Origin of the sequence: Endobacterium panacihumi, assembly GCF_050847465.1 — a bacterium.
GTDB classification, from domain to species: domain Bacteria; phylum Pseudomonadota; class Alphaproteobacteria; order Rhizobiales; family Rhizobiaceae; genus Neorhizobium; species Neorhizobium panacihumi.
The window spans coordinates 317,811-334,715 of sequence record NZ_JBOZRA010000005.1 but is presented as its reverse complement, the minus strand read 5'-3'; the positions used below and the strand labels follow the sequence as shown (position 1 = coordinate 334,715).

Below are 16,905 nucleotides of genomic sequence, written 5' to 3'. Positions count from 1 at the left end.
TAAAGTCTCGCACAAGCTTTGTTATTTGGCTGTCATGCTGTTGCTTGGGTCTGGTCTTGCGCAATGTCACGAAACACCAGAACACGATCGTTTCCGCCGTAGTCACGCACGGCATCGATCAGTGTAAAACCCCGTTGTTCAAAGATTGCCGCGACCGTTTCCTTCTGGTCGAAGCCGATTTCCAGACCGATCACCCCACCCGGTTCAAGAAACCTTCGGGCACCGTCTGCTATGTCACGATAAGCGTCGAGCCCATCCGGGCCACCATCCAATGCAACAAGCGGGTCGAAATTTCGGACATCCGGTTGAAGCTCGGGGATAACATCTGATCGTATATAGGGAGGATTTGACACGATTATGTCGAAACATCCCTCAATCTTGTCGAACCAGCGGCTTTCCCTTGTCGAAAACCGGTCCGCGATACCATTCAGGTGGGCATTGGCGGCAGCCGTATCAAGGGCATCGCGCGAAATATCGCTGCCGACAGCCGATAATTGCGGCACGGCCTTCGCCAGGGCCAGTGCGATCGCACCGGTCCCGGTGCCCATGTCGAGCAGCCGAACAACGCCTTTCGCCGCCGCAATCGCCTGCGCATGCGGCAACAGCGCTTCCACCAGCGTTTCCGTATCCGGTCGCGGCTCCAGCGTTTCCTTCGAAAGTTTGAGCGTCAGCCCGTGAAAATCGCGGGCACCGATAATGCGGTGAACCGGCTCATGCCGCAGCCGCCTTTCGATCGCATCTGAGATCGTCGCCGTCTCGGCCAGGGTCAAAAGCCGTTCGCCACCGGTAAAGACGTCCGTATTCGAAAGCCCCAGCAATCCGCCGATCAGATACCGCGCTTCAAACGCCGCATCGGCAAGACCAGCCTCGGCAAACCGGCGCTTGGCGGTCATCACCGCCTCGGCAAGGTTCTTCATGACGTTACCCTTGCCGCTCGCCCAGTTGCGCCAGCTGTCCGGCCTGATAATCGGAAATCAGCGCATCGACCATTTCGTCGATTTCGCCTTCGATCATCCGGTCGAGCTTGTAGAGCGTCAGGTTGATACGGTGATCGGTCACCCGCCCCTGCGGAAAGTTGTAGGTACGGATACGCTCGGAACGATCACCCGAACCGACCTGGCTCTTGCGATCCGCGGAGCGTTCATTGTCAGCCTTCTGGCGCTCCATGTCGTAAAGCCGCGTGCGCAGAACCTGCATCGCCTTGGCGCGGTTCTGGTGCTGCGATTTTTCGGCACTGACGACGATGATGCCGGTCGGCAGGTGGGTGACGCGCACCGCCGAATCGGTGGTGTTGACGTGCTGGCCACCGGCACCCGAAGCGCGCATCGTGTCGATGCGGATGTCTTCGGCCTTGATCTCGATATCGATCTCTTCGGCTTCCGGCATCACCGCAACGGTCGCGGCGGATGTGTGGATGCGCCCTTGCGTTTCGGTATCGGGCACACGCTGCACACGGTGCACGCCGCTTTCGAACTTCAGCTTGGAAAACACGCCGCGTCCGGTCACGTTGGCGATGATTTCCTTGTAACCACCGGCTTCGCCTTCGCTGGCGGACAGCACTTCCACCTTCCAGCCATGTGTCGAGGCATAACGGTCATACATGCGAAAAAGGTCGCCGGCAAAAAGTGCCGCTTCGTTGCCGCCGGTGCCGGCGCGGATTTCGAGGATGGCGCTGCGCTCGTCGGCAGCATCCTTGGGGAGAAGCAGGATCTGCATCTCCTTTTCCAGCGCCTCGACCCGCTCTTCCGCTTCCGGCAGTTCCATTTCGGCCAGCTCGCGCATCTCGCGATCCGTGGCCTTGTCGGACAGCAGCGCGCGCAGGTCCGCCTCTTCCGAAACGGCCTTTTCATATTCGCGGATCTTGCGCACCACCGGCTGCAACTCGGAATATTCCGATGCCAGCTTCACATAGACGTCGGCCGCCGGGCCTTCCGACATGCGTGCCTCGATCTCGGCGAACCGACGCTCCAGTTCGCGCATCTTTTCGACAGGCAGTTTTGCCAATTAGAAAACTCCAGATATGCCGGCTTACTCTTGGGCGCCATTTCCTCTGTCGTCATCCTCGGGCTTGACCCGAGGATCTAACCACTTCGGAGAGGACAGCAGATCCTCGGGTCAAGCCCGAGGATGACGATGGAGAGCGTTTAGCCCGACCAAAGACCACCATTCAAGGCTGAAGCTTGGATCAGACCGGAATGTTATGCTCCGCCGCAAAGCGCAGCAGGATCTCGCGCGTCGTTTCGCCCGACAACGAACGGTCGTCAAGGGCCGCGTTCAGCGCATCGGCCAGCTTGCCGGCATCCAACCCCAGAAGCATCGCCTTGACCGGACCGATCGCCGTCGGCGACATGGAAACGGAGCGGAAACCGAGCCCGATCAGCGCCATGGCAGACAGCGGCCGTCCCGCCATCTCGCCGCACAGCGTCACCGGTGTGTTGTTGCGCTCCCCTGCCCGCACGATATCGCGCAGCACACGCAGGAAGGGTTTGCCGAGATTGTCGAAACGATCCGACACCCGTGTGTTCCCCCGATCCACCGCCATCGTGTACTGGAACAGATCGTTGGAACCGACCGAAACGAAATCGACCGCCGCCATCAGTTCGTCGATCTGCCACATCAGCGACGGCACTTCCAGCATCGCCCCGAACTGCAACTTCTTCGGCAAAGCATGGCCATGCTTGGAAAGATGCTGGACTTCCTTGAGCAGAAGTTCGCGCACCGCATGGATTTCGGAAACCTCCGTCACCATCGGCACCATCATCTTCAACTCGGAACCGGCGGAAGCCCGCAACAGGGCACGCAGCTGCGTGCGCAACAGGCCCGGCCGGTCGAGCGACAGGCGGATCGCCCGCCAGCCCAGCGCCGGATTCTCCTCGTCATGGGCGCGAAAATACGGCACGACCTTGTCGCCGCCGATATCGAGCGTGCGGAACGTCACCGGACGCCCCACCGACTGTTTCAGCACGGCGCGGTAAAAGGCCTCCTGCTCCTCCAGCTTCGGCATGTTGGAGGCGATCATGAACTGCAATTCGGTGCGGAACAGGCCGATGCCTTCGGCGCCGGATTCGGCAAGCTGCGGCAAATCCACCATCAGGCCGGCATTCATCTGCAGGCCGATGCGCTGCCCATCCCTGGTCACCGGATCGACCGACCGCAAGGCCCTGAACTGTTCCTGCCTTTTAGCGCGCAGTTTCACCTTTTCCGCATAGGCGTTCTGCATGTCGATCATCGGGCGCAGATGCACCTGGCCGTCGTCGCCGTCGATGATCACGGCATCGCCGTTTTCGGCCAGCGCCACGATGCCCGCCGCCTGCCCGACCACCGGAATGCCCATCGCACGCGCAACGATCACCACATGGCTCGTCACCGCACCATCTTCCAGCACAAGACCGCGCAGGCTCTGGCGCGGATAATCGAGCAGTTCGGCAGCGCCCATGGCGCGCGCCAGAACGATCGCATCGTTCGGGAAACCGTTTTCGAAATCGCGCCCGGCAAAGCCGGTCAACTGCCGCAGCAGCCGGTTGGCGAGATCGTCGAAATCATGCATGCGTTCGCGCAGGTAAGGATCGGTCAGGCGCATCATGCGCGCCTTGGTGTCGCTCTGCACCTTTTCGACAGCCGCCTCCGCCGTCAGGCCGTTGCGGATCGCCTCTTCCATGCGCCGCACCCAGCCCTGATCGTGGGCGAACATGCGAAACGCTTCCAGAACCTCGCGGTGTTCGCCTTCCTGGCTCACATCACGGCGCTGCAACATGTCGTCGATGGAGATACGCAGCGAACCGAGTGCATGCACAAGGCGCTCGATTTCCTTGTCGGCATCCTCGTTGAGAAGATTGGTCACGACGATGCGCGGCTCATGCAGAACCACGTGGCCGAGCCCGATGCCCTCGTTATAGCCGTCACCATCGATCGACACCGCACGGGTCAGATCGAGTTCGAGACCGGGGGCTGTTATCTTTTTCAGTTCTCCGGTCGCGATCATCTCGGCGATTACCATTGCAGTCGTCTCGAGCGCTTCCGTTTCGTCTTCACGGTAATTGCGCTGTGCCTTGTTCTGGACGACGAGAACGCCCAAAGTACGGCCGGCCCGCAAGATAGGAACGCCGAGGAAGGAATGGTAGATCTCTTCACCGGTTTCCGGCAGATAACGGAAAGCCGGATGCGACTGGGCATCGGAGAGATTGAGAGGCTGCGCCGAAGCGGCAATCGTGCCGACCAGACCCTGGCCCATTTTCAGCTGGGCAAGGTGGACGGCATCCTTGTTGAGGCCTTCGGTCGCGTAAAGCTCCAGCACACCATCGGAGCGCAGGACATAGACGGAACACACTTCCGCCACCACATTGCTGGCAATCTGGCGCACGATACGATCGAGCCGATCCTGTGGCTCGAGCGGTTCCGCCATCAACTCACGCAGGCGCTTCAACAGAACCCGCGGACCTGCCGATAGATCTCGCGTCGGCATGCTTGCTCCCGAAAACAGGTACCCCACCCCCGGAAGCGGCCGCGCCTCAAATGTCAGGCGCGGCGAACCGGTTCACGATCAATTCTTATCGAGACCGTAAGCGGAATGCAAAGTGCGAACTGCAAGTTCGGAGTAAGCGCCGTCGATCAGGATGGAAATCTTGATTTCTGACGTCGTAATGGCCTTGATGTTGATGCTTTTTGCGGCAAGTGCCTTGAAGGCAGTGGCTGCAACGCCCGCATGGCTGCGCATGCCGATGCCGATGACCGAAACCTTGGACAGGCCTGATTCGGTCTGCACGACGTCGAAGCCGATCGCGTCCTTGTTCTCATTGAGGACCTGCATCGCCTTGTCGACGTCGCCCGAAGGCACGGTGAAGGTCATGTCAGTGCGCGAACCGTCTTCGGAAATGTTCTGCACGATCATGTCGACATTGATATGGGCCTCGGCCAGCGGGCCAAAGATCGCTGCCGAAACGCCCGGACGGTCGGCGAGCCGACGCAGCGAGATCTGTGCCTCATCCTTGGCATAGGCGATGCCGGTAACGACTTCCTGTTCCACGATTTCTTCCTCTGCGCAAATCAACGTACCGGGCGGATTGAGAAGGTCACCCATGCCCGGTGCATCGGGATCCTCGAAACTGGAGCGAACGAAGGTGCGGACCTTGTGGACCATGGCAAGCTCGACCGAGCGAACCTGCAGGACCTTGGAGCCCAGCGATGCCATTTCGAGCATTTCCTCGAAGGACACCTTTTTCATGCGGCGCGCGGCCGGCACGATGCGCGGGTCGGTCGTGTAGACGCCATCGACGTCGGTATAGATGTCGCAACGGTCGGCCTTGACGGCTGCGGCAATCGCCACGGCCGACGTGTCGGAACCGCCGCGGCCAAGCGTGGCGATGCGGTTATCGGGCCCAAGTCCCTGGAAACCGGCCACCACGGCCACCTGGCCCTCGCCCATGCGCTTGATGATATCGGCACCGTCGATTTCCTCGATACGCGCTGCGCCATGGGCGCTATCGGTGCGGATCGGGATCTGCCAGCCCTGCCAGGAACGGGCATTGATGCCCATCGACTGCAGCGCGATGGCGAGAATGCCGGACGTCACCTGCTCGCCGGATGCAACGATCGCATCATATTCGCGCGCGTCGTAGAAGGGCGAGGTGGCGCCAGCCACTTTCGGCATGTCCTGAACCCAGCCAACCAGCTCGTTGGTCTTGCCGGACATGGCGGAAACGACGACCGCGACCTCATGGCCGGCATCGACTTCACGTTTCACATGGCGGGCAACGTTGTGGATGCGTTCGAGGTTGGCGACGGATGTACCGCCGAATTTCATGACAATGCGCGCCATTTTTAAGAACCAATACCACCCGTTCGCGCCCCATATGGCATCGGCTAGGGATGCCGGCGGACGCGTCTCCTGTCGAACGGACTTTTATTTGAAAAGCCCGAAGTTGCCGGGTCTCTTAGCGAAAAGCGGGATGCGGCGCAATGGTCGGTTCAAGCCAAAGCGGTACGCCTCACTCAGGAAATCGACGCCGCCTCACATGCAAGACACGAAAAAGGGCCACCCAAAGGCAGCCCTTCTTCCCGCGCAGCCCGAAGACAGGCCGGACCGGGTGTTCGGTGATGTGCATCGCCGCGCTGACGATGCACGAATTTTACTGGCCCGGAGGCGGCAGGATGCGGTTGCCCCAGCCCCCCGGAGGCGGGGCATCCGGATCGCGATTGTTCTGGTTCCAGGTCGGAGACGGTCCGCGACGGTCGTCGTTATTGTTCCAGCCGGGAGGTGGGCCGCGACGGTCATCGCCACGATCGGCACCCGGCGGCGGGCCGCGACGGTCGTCACCCGGAGGCGGGCCACGCCGATCATCACCACGATCCCAGCCCGGAGGCGGATCACGGCGGTCGTCATTGCCGCGGTTCCAGTCACCCCGATCGCGATCACGGTCACGATCCCTGTCCCGGTCCCATCCCGGAGGCGGACCACGGCGATCATCACGGTCCCAACCCGGCGGCGGCGGTGGCGGACGACGATCGTCACGCGTCCAGCGCGGCGGCGGCGGCGGCGGGCGGCGGTCCCAACGGTCGCGATCCCGATAGAAATCGCGGTCGCGGTAATAACGGCCCCAATAATTGTCGACCTCGAAGGTGACGGTCGGAATGCCGAGCGGGCGATAATAGTCCGGCGCGACGTAAACGCGGTTCTGACGGTAGGTGGTGCTGATATAGCTGCCCGAAACCCAACCGCGCCCACCCGAAAATTGCACATCACACCAGTTGACGTTGCTCATGCAGCCATGAATGGTGATCGGCGCGCCGACAGGCACAACGGTGACCGCCGGGTAACCGGTGCTCGGGCCTGAACGCATGTTGACGTTCGCGGTCGCATAACCGCGCACGGCAGCTTCTGCGAGCGTCGGCGCTACCATCAGCGCACTGGTCGCGGCCGCAGCGAGAATAAATTTCTTCACGTGTTCCTCCTTGAAGAACATTGCCTGATACCTCGGTCGTCCGGACCAGGGGTCGGCTTGCCTGCTCAGATGCGGCAGACAATGCCGAAGACGTCCCGATAGTTCCACCATGGCGGTGAACCGGGCATGAATGCGGCGTTTAGCTGATGTTTAGTCGCTTGCCCCAACTGTCGAGATGATTGGCCCAGCTCCTTCGCCTGCGAAAATTGACAAAAGCCCGGGGACGTTTTGAAGGGTCGATTCAATGATATCAATATCTTGACTTCGAGTTCATCCCCGCATTTCGGGATTGTGCGATACTTCACGCGTTCTGTTTCGGCTACACCGGTCCGCATTGCCGGCGAGATAGAGCCGGTGATCGCATGGGACGCCCTGATGCAGGTGATCCATGCGGGGCTGCGCAGAAAATGGTCTTCCTCTCGCCTGAAAGATGGCGGGGCGTGCGTGTGTCGCACACAAACCGGCCCGACGGTTATAAAAACGAGAACAGGGCCGCCGCAGAAGGACCGGAGTTGCGCGGAAATCCTCGGGTTTAACCCGAGGACCCGAACGGGGCACGTCGAGTGTCATTTATAAATTTCAGTCAGAGGCACCCGACGTGTCCCGGCCGAAATTTAAAAAAGGCGATCCGCACCAAGGGAGGACTCTGTCTACTGAAATCGGCACGCATGAAGCCGCAGCAGGAACCAACGGCAGTCACGATCCACGATCTTTTGAGGAGATGAGCAATGGCGACCGACGATCTCAGCGAATACGAACAGACCCGCGCCCGCCTGCACGAAGTGCAATGCCGGCTGACTGCGGCGATGGTCAATGTAAGACAGGGCTTTTGCCACCGCAGGGCATGCCGGCGCAACCGATATTGCATTGGCCCGATGTTGCCCTCTCCGCATCAGGAAGGGGTCGTGAAACTGCACAAGGAGCTTGGCCTCAGCGGCAAGGCAAATGCCGATCTGCCAGCCTGCATGGCCTTTCAGCAAAAAGACATAGTCGACCTTTTCAAACGAACCATGGATAAGGTTGGCACGATGCAGGGGACCCTTTCAGATAGTGAGATACTGCGTCTCTCTCTCAGACACCTGAGAGACCGCGGCGAAATCGGCATCTATGCACACTTGACTTCGTTTGCCGATCATCCGACTTCAGTCGCCAAAGAGACGGCCTTGAAAACCGCCGATGAAAAAGGAAAGACACCATGAGCGAAGCCAACAAAACCACCGTCGATCCGAGCCAGGTCGAATGGTTTTCGAAGATGGCCGCCGAATGGTGGAGCCCGACCGGCAAATTCCGGCCGCTGCACAAATTCAATCCGGTGCGCATTTCCTATATCCGCGACCAGATCTGCGCCCATTTCGGCCGTGATCCGCGCGCCCACAAACCGCTCGAAGGCCTGCGCATTCTCGATATCGGTTGCGGCGGTGGCCTGTTGTCGGAACCGATCGCCCGCATGGGCGCAATCGTCGTCGGTGCCGATCCGTCGGAAAAGAACATCGGCATCGCCTCCACCCATGCCGAGCAGACCGGCGTCGAGGTCGATTACCGCGCCGTCACCGCCGAGCACCTGGCCGAGACGGGCGAACATTTCGACGTCGTGCTGAACATGGAAGTGGTCGAGCACGTTGCCGACGTGGAGTTTTTCCTGCGCACCTGCGCCTCGATGGTCAAGCCCGGCGGCCTGATGTTCGTCGCCACCATCAACCGCACGCTGAAGGCCCGCGCGCTTGCCATTTTCGCGGCCGAAAACGTGCTGCGCTGGCTGCCGCGCGGCACGCATCAATATGAAAAGCTTGTGCGCCCGGAAGAGATCGAAAAGCCGCTGACGGCGGACGGGCTGGAAATCATCCACCGCACCGGCGTGTTCTACAACCTGCTCGGCGACAGCTGGAACCTGTCGTCGGACATGGATGTGAACTACATGCTGCTCGCACGGCGTCCGGGGTGAAAGACGGCCCCTGAAAAGGAAGGATCCCTGCGGATGAGAAATCTGCTATGATAGGATTAAGCCTGAGAACTTGGGCTTGCTTGAGGAAACGCCAATGTCGCAGATGGCCATGATCACCGTGACGCTTGAACCGGAGATGGAAGACTTCCTTCTCAAGGAAGTCCGGCGTGGCGCTGCGGCCTCGCCCGAGGATCTCGTGCGAGATTTGATCCGCAATCGCCAGGAAACTGAGTTGGCGCGGGAAAAGCTCGACGCGGCAATACAAAGGGGTATCGACGACATAGAGGCGGGACGTTTCCTGCCGATCGATGAGGCTTTTGCGGAAGTGCGCACCCGGCTTGGCATCAAGGCACGATAACGATGAAAATCATCTTCGCACGCGAGGCAATCGAAGACCTCGTTGCGATCGGTGAATATATCGCGGAATCGAATCCGCAGCGGGCTGCAAGCTTCGTAACCGACCTTGAAGAAAAGTCGCTCGATCTCGCAAACAGGCCATTCGCTTTCGCACGCCTCGCGCGCCCTTCGGCGAGAGAAATACGCAGGCGCCGATCCGGGAAATATCTGATCTTTTATGAGGTCGGCGAGGAGCGGATCGAAATCCTTCACATCCTGCACGGCGCGCGGGATTACGATAGAATTCTATTTCCTGAAGATAACGGCTCTTCACTCGAACTGGATCGTGAACCAGAGCAAAAATAAAACCGTCCGCATTCATCCCCCTGCCCCAAACCCGCGTTACACTCCCATCCCACGCACGGCCGCCAGCAGGTCCTCATGCCTCTCGGCATTCACCTCTGACAGTCTGCGGATACGGGCGCGGTCGAGGAGCACTTTCTCCCCATCCGGCCCGTATGGTTCTTTGAAATGAAAAGCCGACGGCCCCGGCCCGTGGTCGTGCAACTGCTCGAAGCGCGAGACCGCCTCCTGCCAGTCCGGCCGGTGATCCGTCCACCACAGAACCAGCGCTGGCCAGCGCCGGGGAAGCTGCCAGTTGCGCGCATGTTTCAGCGCATCCGCATGCACGCCGGAATAGGAAAACGCCATCAGACTTTCGATATCAACCCAGAGCGACAGGCTGGACGGTGCCGTTGCAAACCCGCTGCCCTCGATAAATCGCGGAAACACCTGCCTGCCCCAGCATTCCGGTCCGGGTTCGCCATCATAACCTGAACGTCCGACAAATCCTTCCGCGCTTTCGGCGGCGGCAAAATTCACAGGCTCGCGAACGCGAAAACCTTCGACTTCGGAACTGTCGTAAGGACCAACGAAAAGACCGAAATTGTAGATCGCCAGTCTTTTCGCCACGCCCGCCATCTCAGTTGGCGTCGTCGGGGATGACCGGGATCGGCGCGATCTCGATGCCTTCGTCCAAAAGGTCGCGCACATCGGTCAGGCTGGCCTGCCCTATAATACCGCGCGCATCCGCTTCGCCGTAGTGGATTTTTCGAGCTTCTTCGGGAAACCGCTCGCCGACATCCTCGGAACTGGCCTTGATCTCGGCGACGGCCGCCTTCAGTTTGGCCATCGCCTCGGCACGTGCCACATCCATGGCCACCGCCTGCCGCTTTTCCTTGGCGCGCGCCGTCGAAACAGACGGCGCCATCAGGCTCTTGGAGATCGCACCGGAGCCGCAGACGGGACAGGTCAGAAAACCGCTTGCAAGCTGCCGGTCGAAATCGGCACTTTCCGAAAACCAGCCCTCAAACGCATGCGCACTGTCGCAGCTAAGCGAATATTTGATCACGCCGCAACCTCGCCGGACTTTGCCGGCGCGACCGTGTCGAGGGTGAAGTCGCGGGCATTTTTCAGGTTGGGAATTTTTCCACGCGCCGCCGGCACGTCGGCCACGTCGATCTCGGCAATCACCACGGCCTCGCCGGAACCACCGGCAGAAGCCAGCACCTTACCCCACGGGTCGATAATCATCGAATGCCCAAAGGTCTCGCGGCCATCCTCATGCACGCCGGCCTGGGCTGCAGCGATCAGAAACGCGCCGTTCTCGATGGCGCGGGCGCGCAGCAGAATTTCCCAGTGCGCCTCACCGGTCTGTCGGGTAAAGGCGGCTGGAACAGTCAGAACCTCTGCACCGGCAAGCGCTTCGGTCCGGAATAATTGCGGAAAACGCACATCGTAGCAGATGGCGAAACCAAGCTTTGCAAACGGCAGTTCGGCAACACGCGCCTCCTCACCCGGCCGATAGACGGCGCTTTCGCGCCAGCTTTCGCCATTGTCGAGATCGACGTCGAACATGTGGATCTTGTCATAGGTGCAGACCCGCGAACCGTCCGGCGCGAACAGAAAACCGCGATTGGCGATCTTGCCATCCTCAAGCGCAATCGCCGTGGAGCCGACATGCACATGAATGCCGAGTTCCTTCGCGAGATCAGCCGCCGTCGAAACGATGATATCGCCATCCTCGTCCTTCAGCACGGCGCGCAACCCGGCGCGATCCTTCTGCACCGCCCCGGTCATTTCCGGCGTCTGCACATAGATCGCACCTTTCGCGGCTGCTTCACGCACCAGCCGCGCCATGTCGGCGGCATTTTTCACCGGGTCGACACCGGAGCACATCTGGATGGCGGCAGCCTTGAAAGCCATGGTTCCTGTTCCTGCTTTTCAGATCGTGAATATCGTGATCAGGCCGCCAGCAGCGGATCGAGCTTGCCGGCGCGTTCCAGCGCATGCAGGTCGTCGCAGCCGCCGATATGCTGGCCATTGATGAAGATCTGCGGGAAAGTCGTGCCGCCATTCGAAACGGCGATCATCTCGGCACGCGCTTCCGGGCGCTGCGTCGCATTATGCTCGACATAGTCTGCCTCCTTCGATTCCAGAAGGGATTTTGCACGCGAACAGTAACCACAGCCGTCGCGAGTATAGATGATAATGTCTGCCATAGGGTCTCCATAGGGCTCACACACACCCTGCATGAAGTCCTTCGGGATCGGATGCTCCCATTGGCACCATGAGGGCCTTTGGGCCGTCTCGTCTATCGTCTTGTCATATAGGCCCGGAAATCGCCAGTGCAAAGGTCAAAACAGTGACCTCGACGGCACCAGCCCGCTTGAGCACCGCGGCGGCGGAAGACACGGTCGCGCCCGTCGTATGAACATCATCCACCAGCACCAGCCTTTTGCCGAACACATCCGGTTCATGACCGGGCACAATGGCAAAGGCGGCGCGCACATTGTCCTGCCGCCCCTTCGCCGTCAGCCCCACCTGCCGGCTGGTGCGTTTCACACGTTTCAGTGTCGAGGGCAAAAGCGGGCGGTCGGAAAGCCTTGCCAGATGCCGCGCCAGTTCGGCCGACTGGTTGAATTTTCGCGATGCAAACCGGGTCCAGTGCAGCGGGACCGGCAAGATGCCGTCGCAGGCGGCCAGATAATCGGCCCCCGCCCTTTGCATCCAGGCGGCCATCATGATCGCAAGCTCGGTGCGATCACGATATTTCAGTCCATGCACGAGCTTACGGGCCACGCCATCATGAATGGCGACCGCCCGCAGCCGGTCGTAACGCGGCGGATCGGCAATCGCCCTGGCCGAAACCAGCCGCCCGCCGTCGCCCGGCCTCCCCGCCTCGTGATCAAAGGCGAAGGGTATGCCGAGAATGTCGCAAAAGGGCCGCTCGATGAAGTCGATCGATTGCCAGCAAATCGGGCAAAGCGCACCATGCCGGCCGATCGTCACGCCACATCCCGCACAGACCGGCGGATAGACAAGATCCGCCATACGCCCGAAGATGGCACGCACACCATGCCCGATAGACGCAACGGCATTTGAACCGCACGATCCATCGCCACCCTCATCGATCTCGTCTTCCATGCCAGCCCCCGAACACGGTTCCCAATGGAAAAAAGGCTGCGGTGCGACCGAAGTCAGTTCGCCGGCAGACAGCGTTTGGTCTTGACTTTAATCGCTCACCGGCGCCTTTGCGATCCGGAATTCTTGGGGGTTGAACCACTTGGGGGATTGTTTCGCGCCCACCATATCAGACCGATCCCGCATCTGGAGTGCCTGATGGACATCCTCTTCGATCTCGACCTGATCGCCGCCCGCCGTGAACGTGCCGCAAGCCAGCCCCTGCCCGGTGCCGATTTCCTGCTCGATCTGGCCGGCCGTGAACTGGCCGAGCGGCTCGAAGTGGTCGAGCGCGTGTTTGAGGAAGCGGTGGAACTGCATGGCGGCACTGGCACGGCAGCACGCTTGAGCCTGGAGACGGGCAAGGTCACCAATCTGACCCGTGTCGAAACCGACGCCGTCTTTTCAGGCGCAGGCGAGCGGACATTCATCACCGCACCACTTGAAGACGTGCCGCTCGAGCCGCAATCGACCAATCTTGTTCTATCACCGCTCGCCCTGCATCTCACCAATGATACGCCGGGCGTGCTGATCCGCATTCGCCGCGCGCTGAAACCCGACGGCCTGTTTCTCGCCGCCATCCCCGGTGCCGGCACACTCGCCGAATTGCGCGATGTCCTGCTTGCCACGGAAGCGGAGGTTTCCGGTGGGGCGAGCCCCCGTGTCATTCCCTTCCCGGATGTGCGCGATGTCGGCGCCCTGCTGCAACGCGCCGGATTTGCCCTGCCCGTTGCCGATGCGGAAAGTTATACCGTGCGTTACGATTCGCTGTTCGATCTGATCCGCGACCTGCGCGCCACCGGCATGACCAATCCGCTTGCAGGACGCAGCCGCAAGCCGCTCAATCGCGCCTTCCTGATGCGGGCAGCACAGATCTATGCCGAACGCTACAGCGATCCCGACGGCCGCATCCGGGCAACCTTCGCGATGATCTATGTGTCAGGATGGGCACCACACGAAAACCAGCCGAAACCACTGAAGCCCGGTTCGGCTACGGTCAGGCTGGCGGATGCGTTGAAGGGAAAAGGCGGCTGAAACTCAGTAGAACGTGTTGGTCAACGTGTTTCCCACCAAGTTGAACAGCTTTCCAAGCTCCGTGCCGTAAGCGCCCATGCCGCCGATCAGCGCCGTGCCGATCAGAGCAGCGATCAAGCCGTACTCGATGGCCGTCGCACCGCTTGTGTCGTGCAGGAAGGAGCGGATCAAACCCATGAACAAGGCCTCAGCAACCGGTCTCGGAACTATAACCCTGCACGATGCAAACCGAACCCGGCGTCTCCTGCAGGACACTTCTGCGGATGGTATAATGCTTATTCTTTTCTTTTGTGTTATCAGTATCGCGCTTAATTGAACCAGTCGAGATCATGTCGAAATCTTGCTGGATATGCGCCATGCGATCCTGCTCGCCACGTTTTGCGAGCATCGGCGTCACGATCAGCGACAACGCAATCGCGGCCGTACCGAAAAGAAGTGCAACATTGAGCGCGCCAGTCCGGCTCGACCGGAACGCCGGCCGCTGCCGCGTCCGCACAGTCTTCCAGATTTCGTCGTCCATCACCTAAAGCCTCACACACGCAGTTACTTGCCCGCCGAAGCCTAAACTTCGCATGATCGGTTAAAGGATCTGTTAATGCCGTTGTCATAACTGCGACGAACGCAAATGACCTGTGGACAATCAGAGAAGGTCTTGCAGGAAGGGGATCAGCGGTTCATCGGCCGGCGGCATCGGGTAATCGCGCAGCGCCTGCGGTCGAACCCACTTGATGGCCTGCCCTTCTTTGCCCACCGGAATGCCTTCGTAACGACGGCAGACATAAAGCGGCATCAGAAGATGAAACGTCTCGTATGTGTGGCTGGCAAAGGTCAGGGGCGCAAGACACGGCACCTTGGTTTCGATGCCGATTTCCTCCTGAAGTTCCCGCACCAGTGTCTCTTCCGGCGTTTCTCCGGCCTCGACCTTGCCGCCGGGAAACTCCCACAAGCCGGCCAGCGACTTGCCTTCCGGGCGCTGCGCCAGAAGAATGCGGCCATCGGTATCGATCAGGGCGCAGGCGGCAACCAGCAGGATCTTGCGTTCGGGATTGTTCACGCGGTCTCGTCCTTGCGCCAGTAATGATATTGATAGGCCTCGCGGAAACCGAAACGTCTGTAGAGCGCCATGGCTGCCGCATTGGTATTGACAACCTGAAGCCATGCAGTGCGTGCGCCGCTGATGCGGGCCCAGCGTAGGGCCGCAGCAAGAAGCTCCGTGCCAAGCCCCTGCCCGCGACGCTCCTCGGCGACGGCGAGATCCTGAATACCGGCAAGATCATTGTCCTGCACGCAAATAGCCACCGCAGCCGGCCCCTCGCCGGGGTTTTCCATCAGAAACAGGCCGGTCGCCGGCTTGATGGCGCTGACGATCTCCGCCATTGCCGGCTTGATCCCCGGATCGGCGCCGTGCACGGCAAGGCTGGCATCGATGAACCGCCCGATATCATGGGTCGGCAGATGCGCCAGCGTCTCGGAAAAATCTATGGCAGCAAGATCCGCTGTCATCACCGAAACCGTCTCGAAACAGCTCCAGCCATTCTCGTCCAGAGCATCGATCAGAGGCCGCGGCGAAAGCGGCGTTTCGCGAATGACCAGCTGCCGTCCGTAATGGGCAAAACGCTTGCGCGCCTTTTCCAGCCGGATGTCGGCATCATGGTAATCGGAAGGATCAAGCGGCACCACGCAGTTGAGCCGTTTCGACGGATGACCACCGGTCAACCGCACCTGCCAGCTGCCGTCATACACCACGGAGGCCGCCGGCCATGCCCGGAAGCCTACCGCTTCCAGACGTCGGACCATCGGCAGGTCGCCATGGGGAGAATTCGCCAGCATCAACACATCAGCTCCGGTAATCGCCATTGATGGCGACATATTCCTTGGTGAGATCGCAGGTCCACACCGTCGCCTTGCCCGAGCCGAGACCGAGATCGACGCGCACCGGAATGTCCTGGCCCTTCATCACGTTCGAGGCCGCCTCTTCCGAATAACCGGCATCGCGTTCGCCGTTGACGGCAACACGCACATCGCCGAACCAGATCGCCAGCTTGTCGCGATCGGCGGCTTCACCGGCCTTGCCGACAGCCATGACGATACGGCCCCAGTTGGCGTCTTCACCGGCGGCGGCGGTCTTGACCAGCGGCGAATTGGCGATCGACAGCGCGATCGTTTTTGCAGCCGCATCGCTTTCGGCGCCGGTCACAGTGATTTCCAGCATCTTGGTGGCGCCTTCGCCATCGCGGGCAACCTGGATTGCCAGATCCTTCAGGAGCGCGTTGAGCGCATCACGGAAGGGGCTAAGCGCCGGATCCTTGGCGTCAGTGACCTGTGTCTGGCCATCCTTTGCCGCAGCGCCGGTGGCAAACAGCATCAGCGTATCGGATGTGGACGTGTCGCTGTCGACCGTCATCGAATTGAAGCTCGGCTCGACACCGGCAGACAGCAGGCTCTGCAGCACAGGAGCCGCGATATCCGCGTCCGTCACGACGAAGGAGAGCATTGTCGCCATGTCGGGCGCGATCATGCCGGCGCCCTTGGCGATGCCGTTGATCGTCACCGTCACGCCACCGATCTCGGCGGTGCGGGTCGCGACCTTCGGATAAGTATCGGTGGTCATGATCGCCTTGGCAGCTTCCAGCCAGAAATCGCCGGTGGCGGTCTTGTGCATGTCACCCAGAACGCCTGCGAATTTGGTGGCATCCAGCGGCTCGCCGATCACGCCGGTCGAAGCCAGATAAACCTCGTTTTCACCGCACCCGACAGCCGCGGCGGCAGACTTTGCAGTGAGTTCGGTCGCAGCCTTGCCCTTCACGCCGGTAAAGGCATTGGCATTGCCGGAATTGACCACCACCGTGCGGGCAACGCCATGCGAAAGGTTGGAACGGCAGAAATCGACCGGCGCCGACGGGCATTTGGACTTGGTGAATACGCCCGCCACGGCAGCCGGCTCATCGAACACCATCATCAGCACATCGGTACGGTTCTTGTACTTGATGCCGGCGGCAGCCGTTGCCATGCGCACACCGCGCAGCGACGGCATGTCCGGATAGGATTTCGGGGCGAGCGGAGAAACGGTGGTGGACATGGTCAAACCCTGGATCTTAAAAATACCGGACAAAGAAAGGCCCGCGTGAGCGG

Annotated in this window: 20 protein-coding genes; 5 read left to right on the top strand and 15 right to left on the bottom strand. The window is 60.6% G+C overall.

Annotated elements, in window-relative coordinates; translation table 11 throughout:
- Nucleotides 1-32: 32 nt before the first annotated feature.
- The 5 genes from prmC to ACRQ1B_RS21610 form a co-directional block, all read right to left on the bottom strand.
- The gene (gene prmC / locus ACRQ1B_RS21630; protein ID WP_432296116.1) at nucleotides 33-917 is read right to left on the bottom strand and encodes a peptide chain release factor N(5)-glutamine methyltransferase; all 885 of its coding nucleotides are present in this window, start codon (nucleotides 915-917) and stop codon (nucleotides 33-35) included.
- A gap of 4 nt (nucleotides 918-921) precedes the next feature.
- Entirely contained in the window at nucleotides 922-2,004 is a 1,083-nt protein-coding gene (prfA, locus tag ACRQ1B_RS21625) for a peptide chain release factor 1 (RefSeq protein WP_432296114.1), read from the bottom strand.
- A gap of 181 nt (nucleotides 2,005-2,185) precedes the next feature.
- A complete protein-coding gene (gene ptsP, locus ACRQ1B_RS21620) occupies nucleotides 2,186-4,462 on the bottom strand; it encodes a phosphoenolpyruvate--protein phosphotransferase (protein ID WP_432296113.1) in 2,277 nt (758 codons plus the stop codon).
- 78 nt (nucleotides 4,463-4,540) lie between these two features.
- A complete protein-coding gene (locus tag ACRQ1B_RS21615; protein ID WP_432296112.1) occupies nucleotides 4,541-5,815 on the bottom strand; it encodes an aspartate kinase in 1,275 nt (424 codons plus the stop codon).
- 310 nt (nucleotides 5,816-6,125) lie between these two features.
- On the bottom strand, nucleotides 6,126-6,938 hold the full coding sequence (locus ACRQ1B_RS21610; RefSeq protein ID WP_432296111.1) for an SH3 domain-containing protein: 813 nt from the start codon (nucleotides 6,936-6,938) through the stop codon (nucleotides 6,126-6,128).
- 728 nt (nucleotides 6,939-7,666) lie between these two features.
- Between ACRQ1B_RS21610 and ACRQ1B_RS21605 the strand changes: the two genes are divergently transcribed.
- From ACRQ1B_RS21605 to ACRQ1B_RS21590, 4 genes are all read left to right on the top strand, one after another.
- Nucleotides 7,667-8,137 (top strand): hypothetical protein, encoded by a 471-nt coding sequence (locus ACRQ1B_RS21605; RefSeq protein WP_432296110.1) that lies wholly within the window; start codon nucleotides 7,667-7,669, stop codon nucleotides 8,135-8,137.
- Nucleotides 8,134-8,880 (top strand): bifunctional 2-polyprenyl-6-hydroxyphenol methylase/3-demethylubiquinol 3-O-methyltransferase UbiG, encoded by a 747-nt coding sequence (ubiG, locus tag ACRQ1B_RS21600; RefSeq protein ID WP_432296109.1) that lies wholly within the window; start codon nucleotides 8,134-8,136, stop codon nucleotides 8,878-8,880. The genes ACRQ1B_RS21605 and ubiG overlap by 4 nt, the downstream gene beginning before the upstream one ends.
- Nucleotides 8,881-8,974: 94 nt before the next feature.
- Complete coding sequence (locus tag ACRQ1B_RS21595) at nucleotides 8,975-9,238, top strand: ribbon-helix-helix domain-containing protein (protein WP_432296108.1); 264 nt, start codon at nucleotides 8,975-8,977, stop codon at nucleotides 9,236-9,238.
- Between the two features lie 2 nt (nucleotides 9,239-9,240).
- Nucleotides 9,241-9,582 carry a type II toxin-antitoxin system RelE/ParE family toxin gene (locus tag ACRQ1B_RS21590; protein WP_432296107.1) on the top strand — a complete coding sequence of 114 codons (342 nt, stop codon included), beginning with the start codon at nucleotides 9,241-9,243 and terminating at the stop codon, nucleotides 9,580-9,582.
- 36 nt (nucleotides 9,583-9,618) lie between these two features.
- On the opposite strand, the gene ACRQ1B_RS21585 is transcribed toward ACRQ1B_RS21590, so the two are convergent.
- The 5 genes from ACRQ1B_RS21585 to ACRQ1B_RS21565 form a co-directional block, all read right to left on the bottom strand.
- Nucleotides 9,619-10,197: a DUF3291 domain-containing protein gene (locus ACRQ1B_RS21585; protein WP_432296106.1), complete on the bottom strand. Its 579-nt coding sequence runs from the start codon at nucleotides 10,195-10,197 to the stop codon at nucleotides 9,619-9,621.
- A gap of 1 nt (nucleotide 10,198) precedes the next feature.
- Nucleotides 10,199-10,627, bottom strand: coding sequence for a DUF1178 family protein (locus ACRQ1B_RS21580; protein WP_432296105.1), 429 nt, complete (start codon nucleotides 10,625-10,627; stop codon nucleotides 10,199-10,201).
- On the bottom strand, nucleotides 10,624-11,481 hold the full coding sequence (locus ACRQ1B_RS21575; protein ID WP_432296104.1) for a carbon-nitrogen hydrolase family protein: 858 nt from the start codon (nucleotides 11,479-11,481) through the stop codon (nucleotides 10,624-10,626). The genes ACRQ1B_RS21580 and ACRQ1B_RS21575 overlap by 4 nt, the downstream gene beginning before the upstream one ends.
- A 38-nt stretch (nucleotides 11,482-11,519) precedes the next feature.
- Nucleotides 11,520-11,777 carry a glutaredoxin 3 gene (gene grxC, locus ACRQ1B_RS21570; RefSeq protein WP_432296103.1) on the bottom strand — a complete coding sequence of 86 codons (258 nt, stop codon included), beginning with the start codon at nucleotides 11,775-11,777 and terminating at the stop codon, nucleotides 11,520-11,522.
- A gap of 103 nt (nucleotides 11,778-11,880) precedes the next feature.
- Entirely contained in the window at nucleotides 11,881-12,609 is a 729-nt protein-coding gene (locus ACRQ1B_RS21565; protein WP_432296158.1) for a ComF family protein, read from the bottom strand.
- A 288-nt stretch (nucleotides 12,610-12,897) separates the two neighbouring features.
- On the opposite strand from ACRQ1B_RS21565, the gene ACRQ1B_RS21560 reads away from it, so the two are divergent.
- Nucleotides 12,898-13,773: a methyltransferase domain-containing protein gene (locus ACRQ1B_RS21560; protein WP_432296102.1), complete on the top strand. Its 876-nt coding sequence runs from the start codon at nucleotides 12,898-12,900 to the stop codon at nucleotides 13,771-13,773.
- Between the two features lie 3 nt (nucleotides 13,774-13,776).
- Here ACRQ1B_RS21560 and ACRQ1B_RS21555 read toward each other — a convergent pair whose 3' ends face one another.
- The 5 genes from ACRQ1B_RS21555 to argJ all read right to left on the bottom strand — a co-directional run bounded on the left by ACRQ1B_RS21555 (nucleotide 13,777) and on the right by argJ (nucleotide 16,852).
- Nucleotides 13,777-13,950 (bottom strand): Flp family type IVb pilin, encoded by a 174-nt coding sequence (locus ACRQ1B_RS21555; RefSeq protein ID WP_432296101.1) that lies wholly within the window; start codon nucleotides 13,948-13,950, stop codon nucleotides 13,777-13,779.
- 10 nt (nucleotides 13,951-13,960) lie between these two features.
- Nucleotides 13,961-14,293 carry a hypothetical protein gene (locus ACRQ1B_RS21550; RefSeq protein ID WP_432296099.1) on the bottom strand — a complete coding sequence of 111 codons (333 nt, stop codon included), beginning with the start codon at nucleotides 14,291-14,293 and terminating at the stop codon, nucleotides 13,961-13,963.
- A gap of 120 nt (nucleotides 14,294-14,413) precedes the next feature.
- Nucleotides 14,414-14,827, bottom strand: coding sequence for an 8-oxo-dGTP diphosphatase MutT (gene mutT / locus ACRQ1B_RS21545; RefSeq protein ID WP_432296098.1), 414 nt, complete (start codon nucleotides 14,825-14,827; stop codon nucleotides 14,414-14,416).
- On the bottom strand, nucleotides 14,824-15,630 hold the full coding sequence (locus ACRQ1B_RS21540; RefSeq protein ID WP_432296097.1) for a GNAT family N-acetyltransferase: 807 nt from the start codon (nucleotides 15,628-15,630) through the stop codon (nucleotides 14,824-14,826). Before ACRQ1B_RS21540 ends, mutT begins: the two co-directional genes overlap by 4 nt.
- Entirely contained in the window at nucleotides 15,611-16,852 is a 1,242-nt protein-coding gene (argJ, locus tag ACRQ1B_RS21535) for a bifunctional glutamate N-acetyltransferase/amino-acid acetyltransferase ArgJ (protein ID WP_432296096.1), read from the bottom strand. The genes ACRQ1B_RS21540 and argJ overlap by 20 nt, the downstream gene beginning before the upstream one ends.
- Nucleotides 16,853-16,905: the final 53 nt, after the last annotated feature.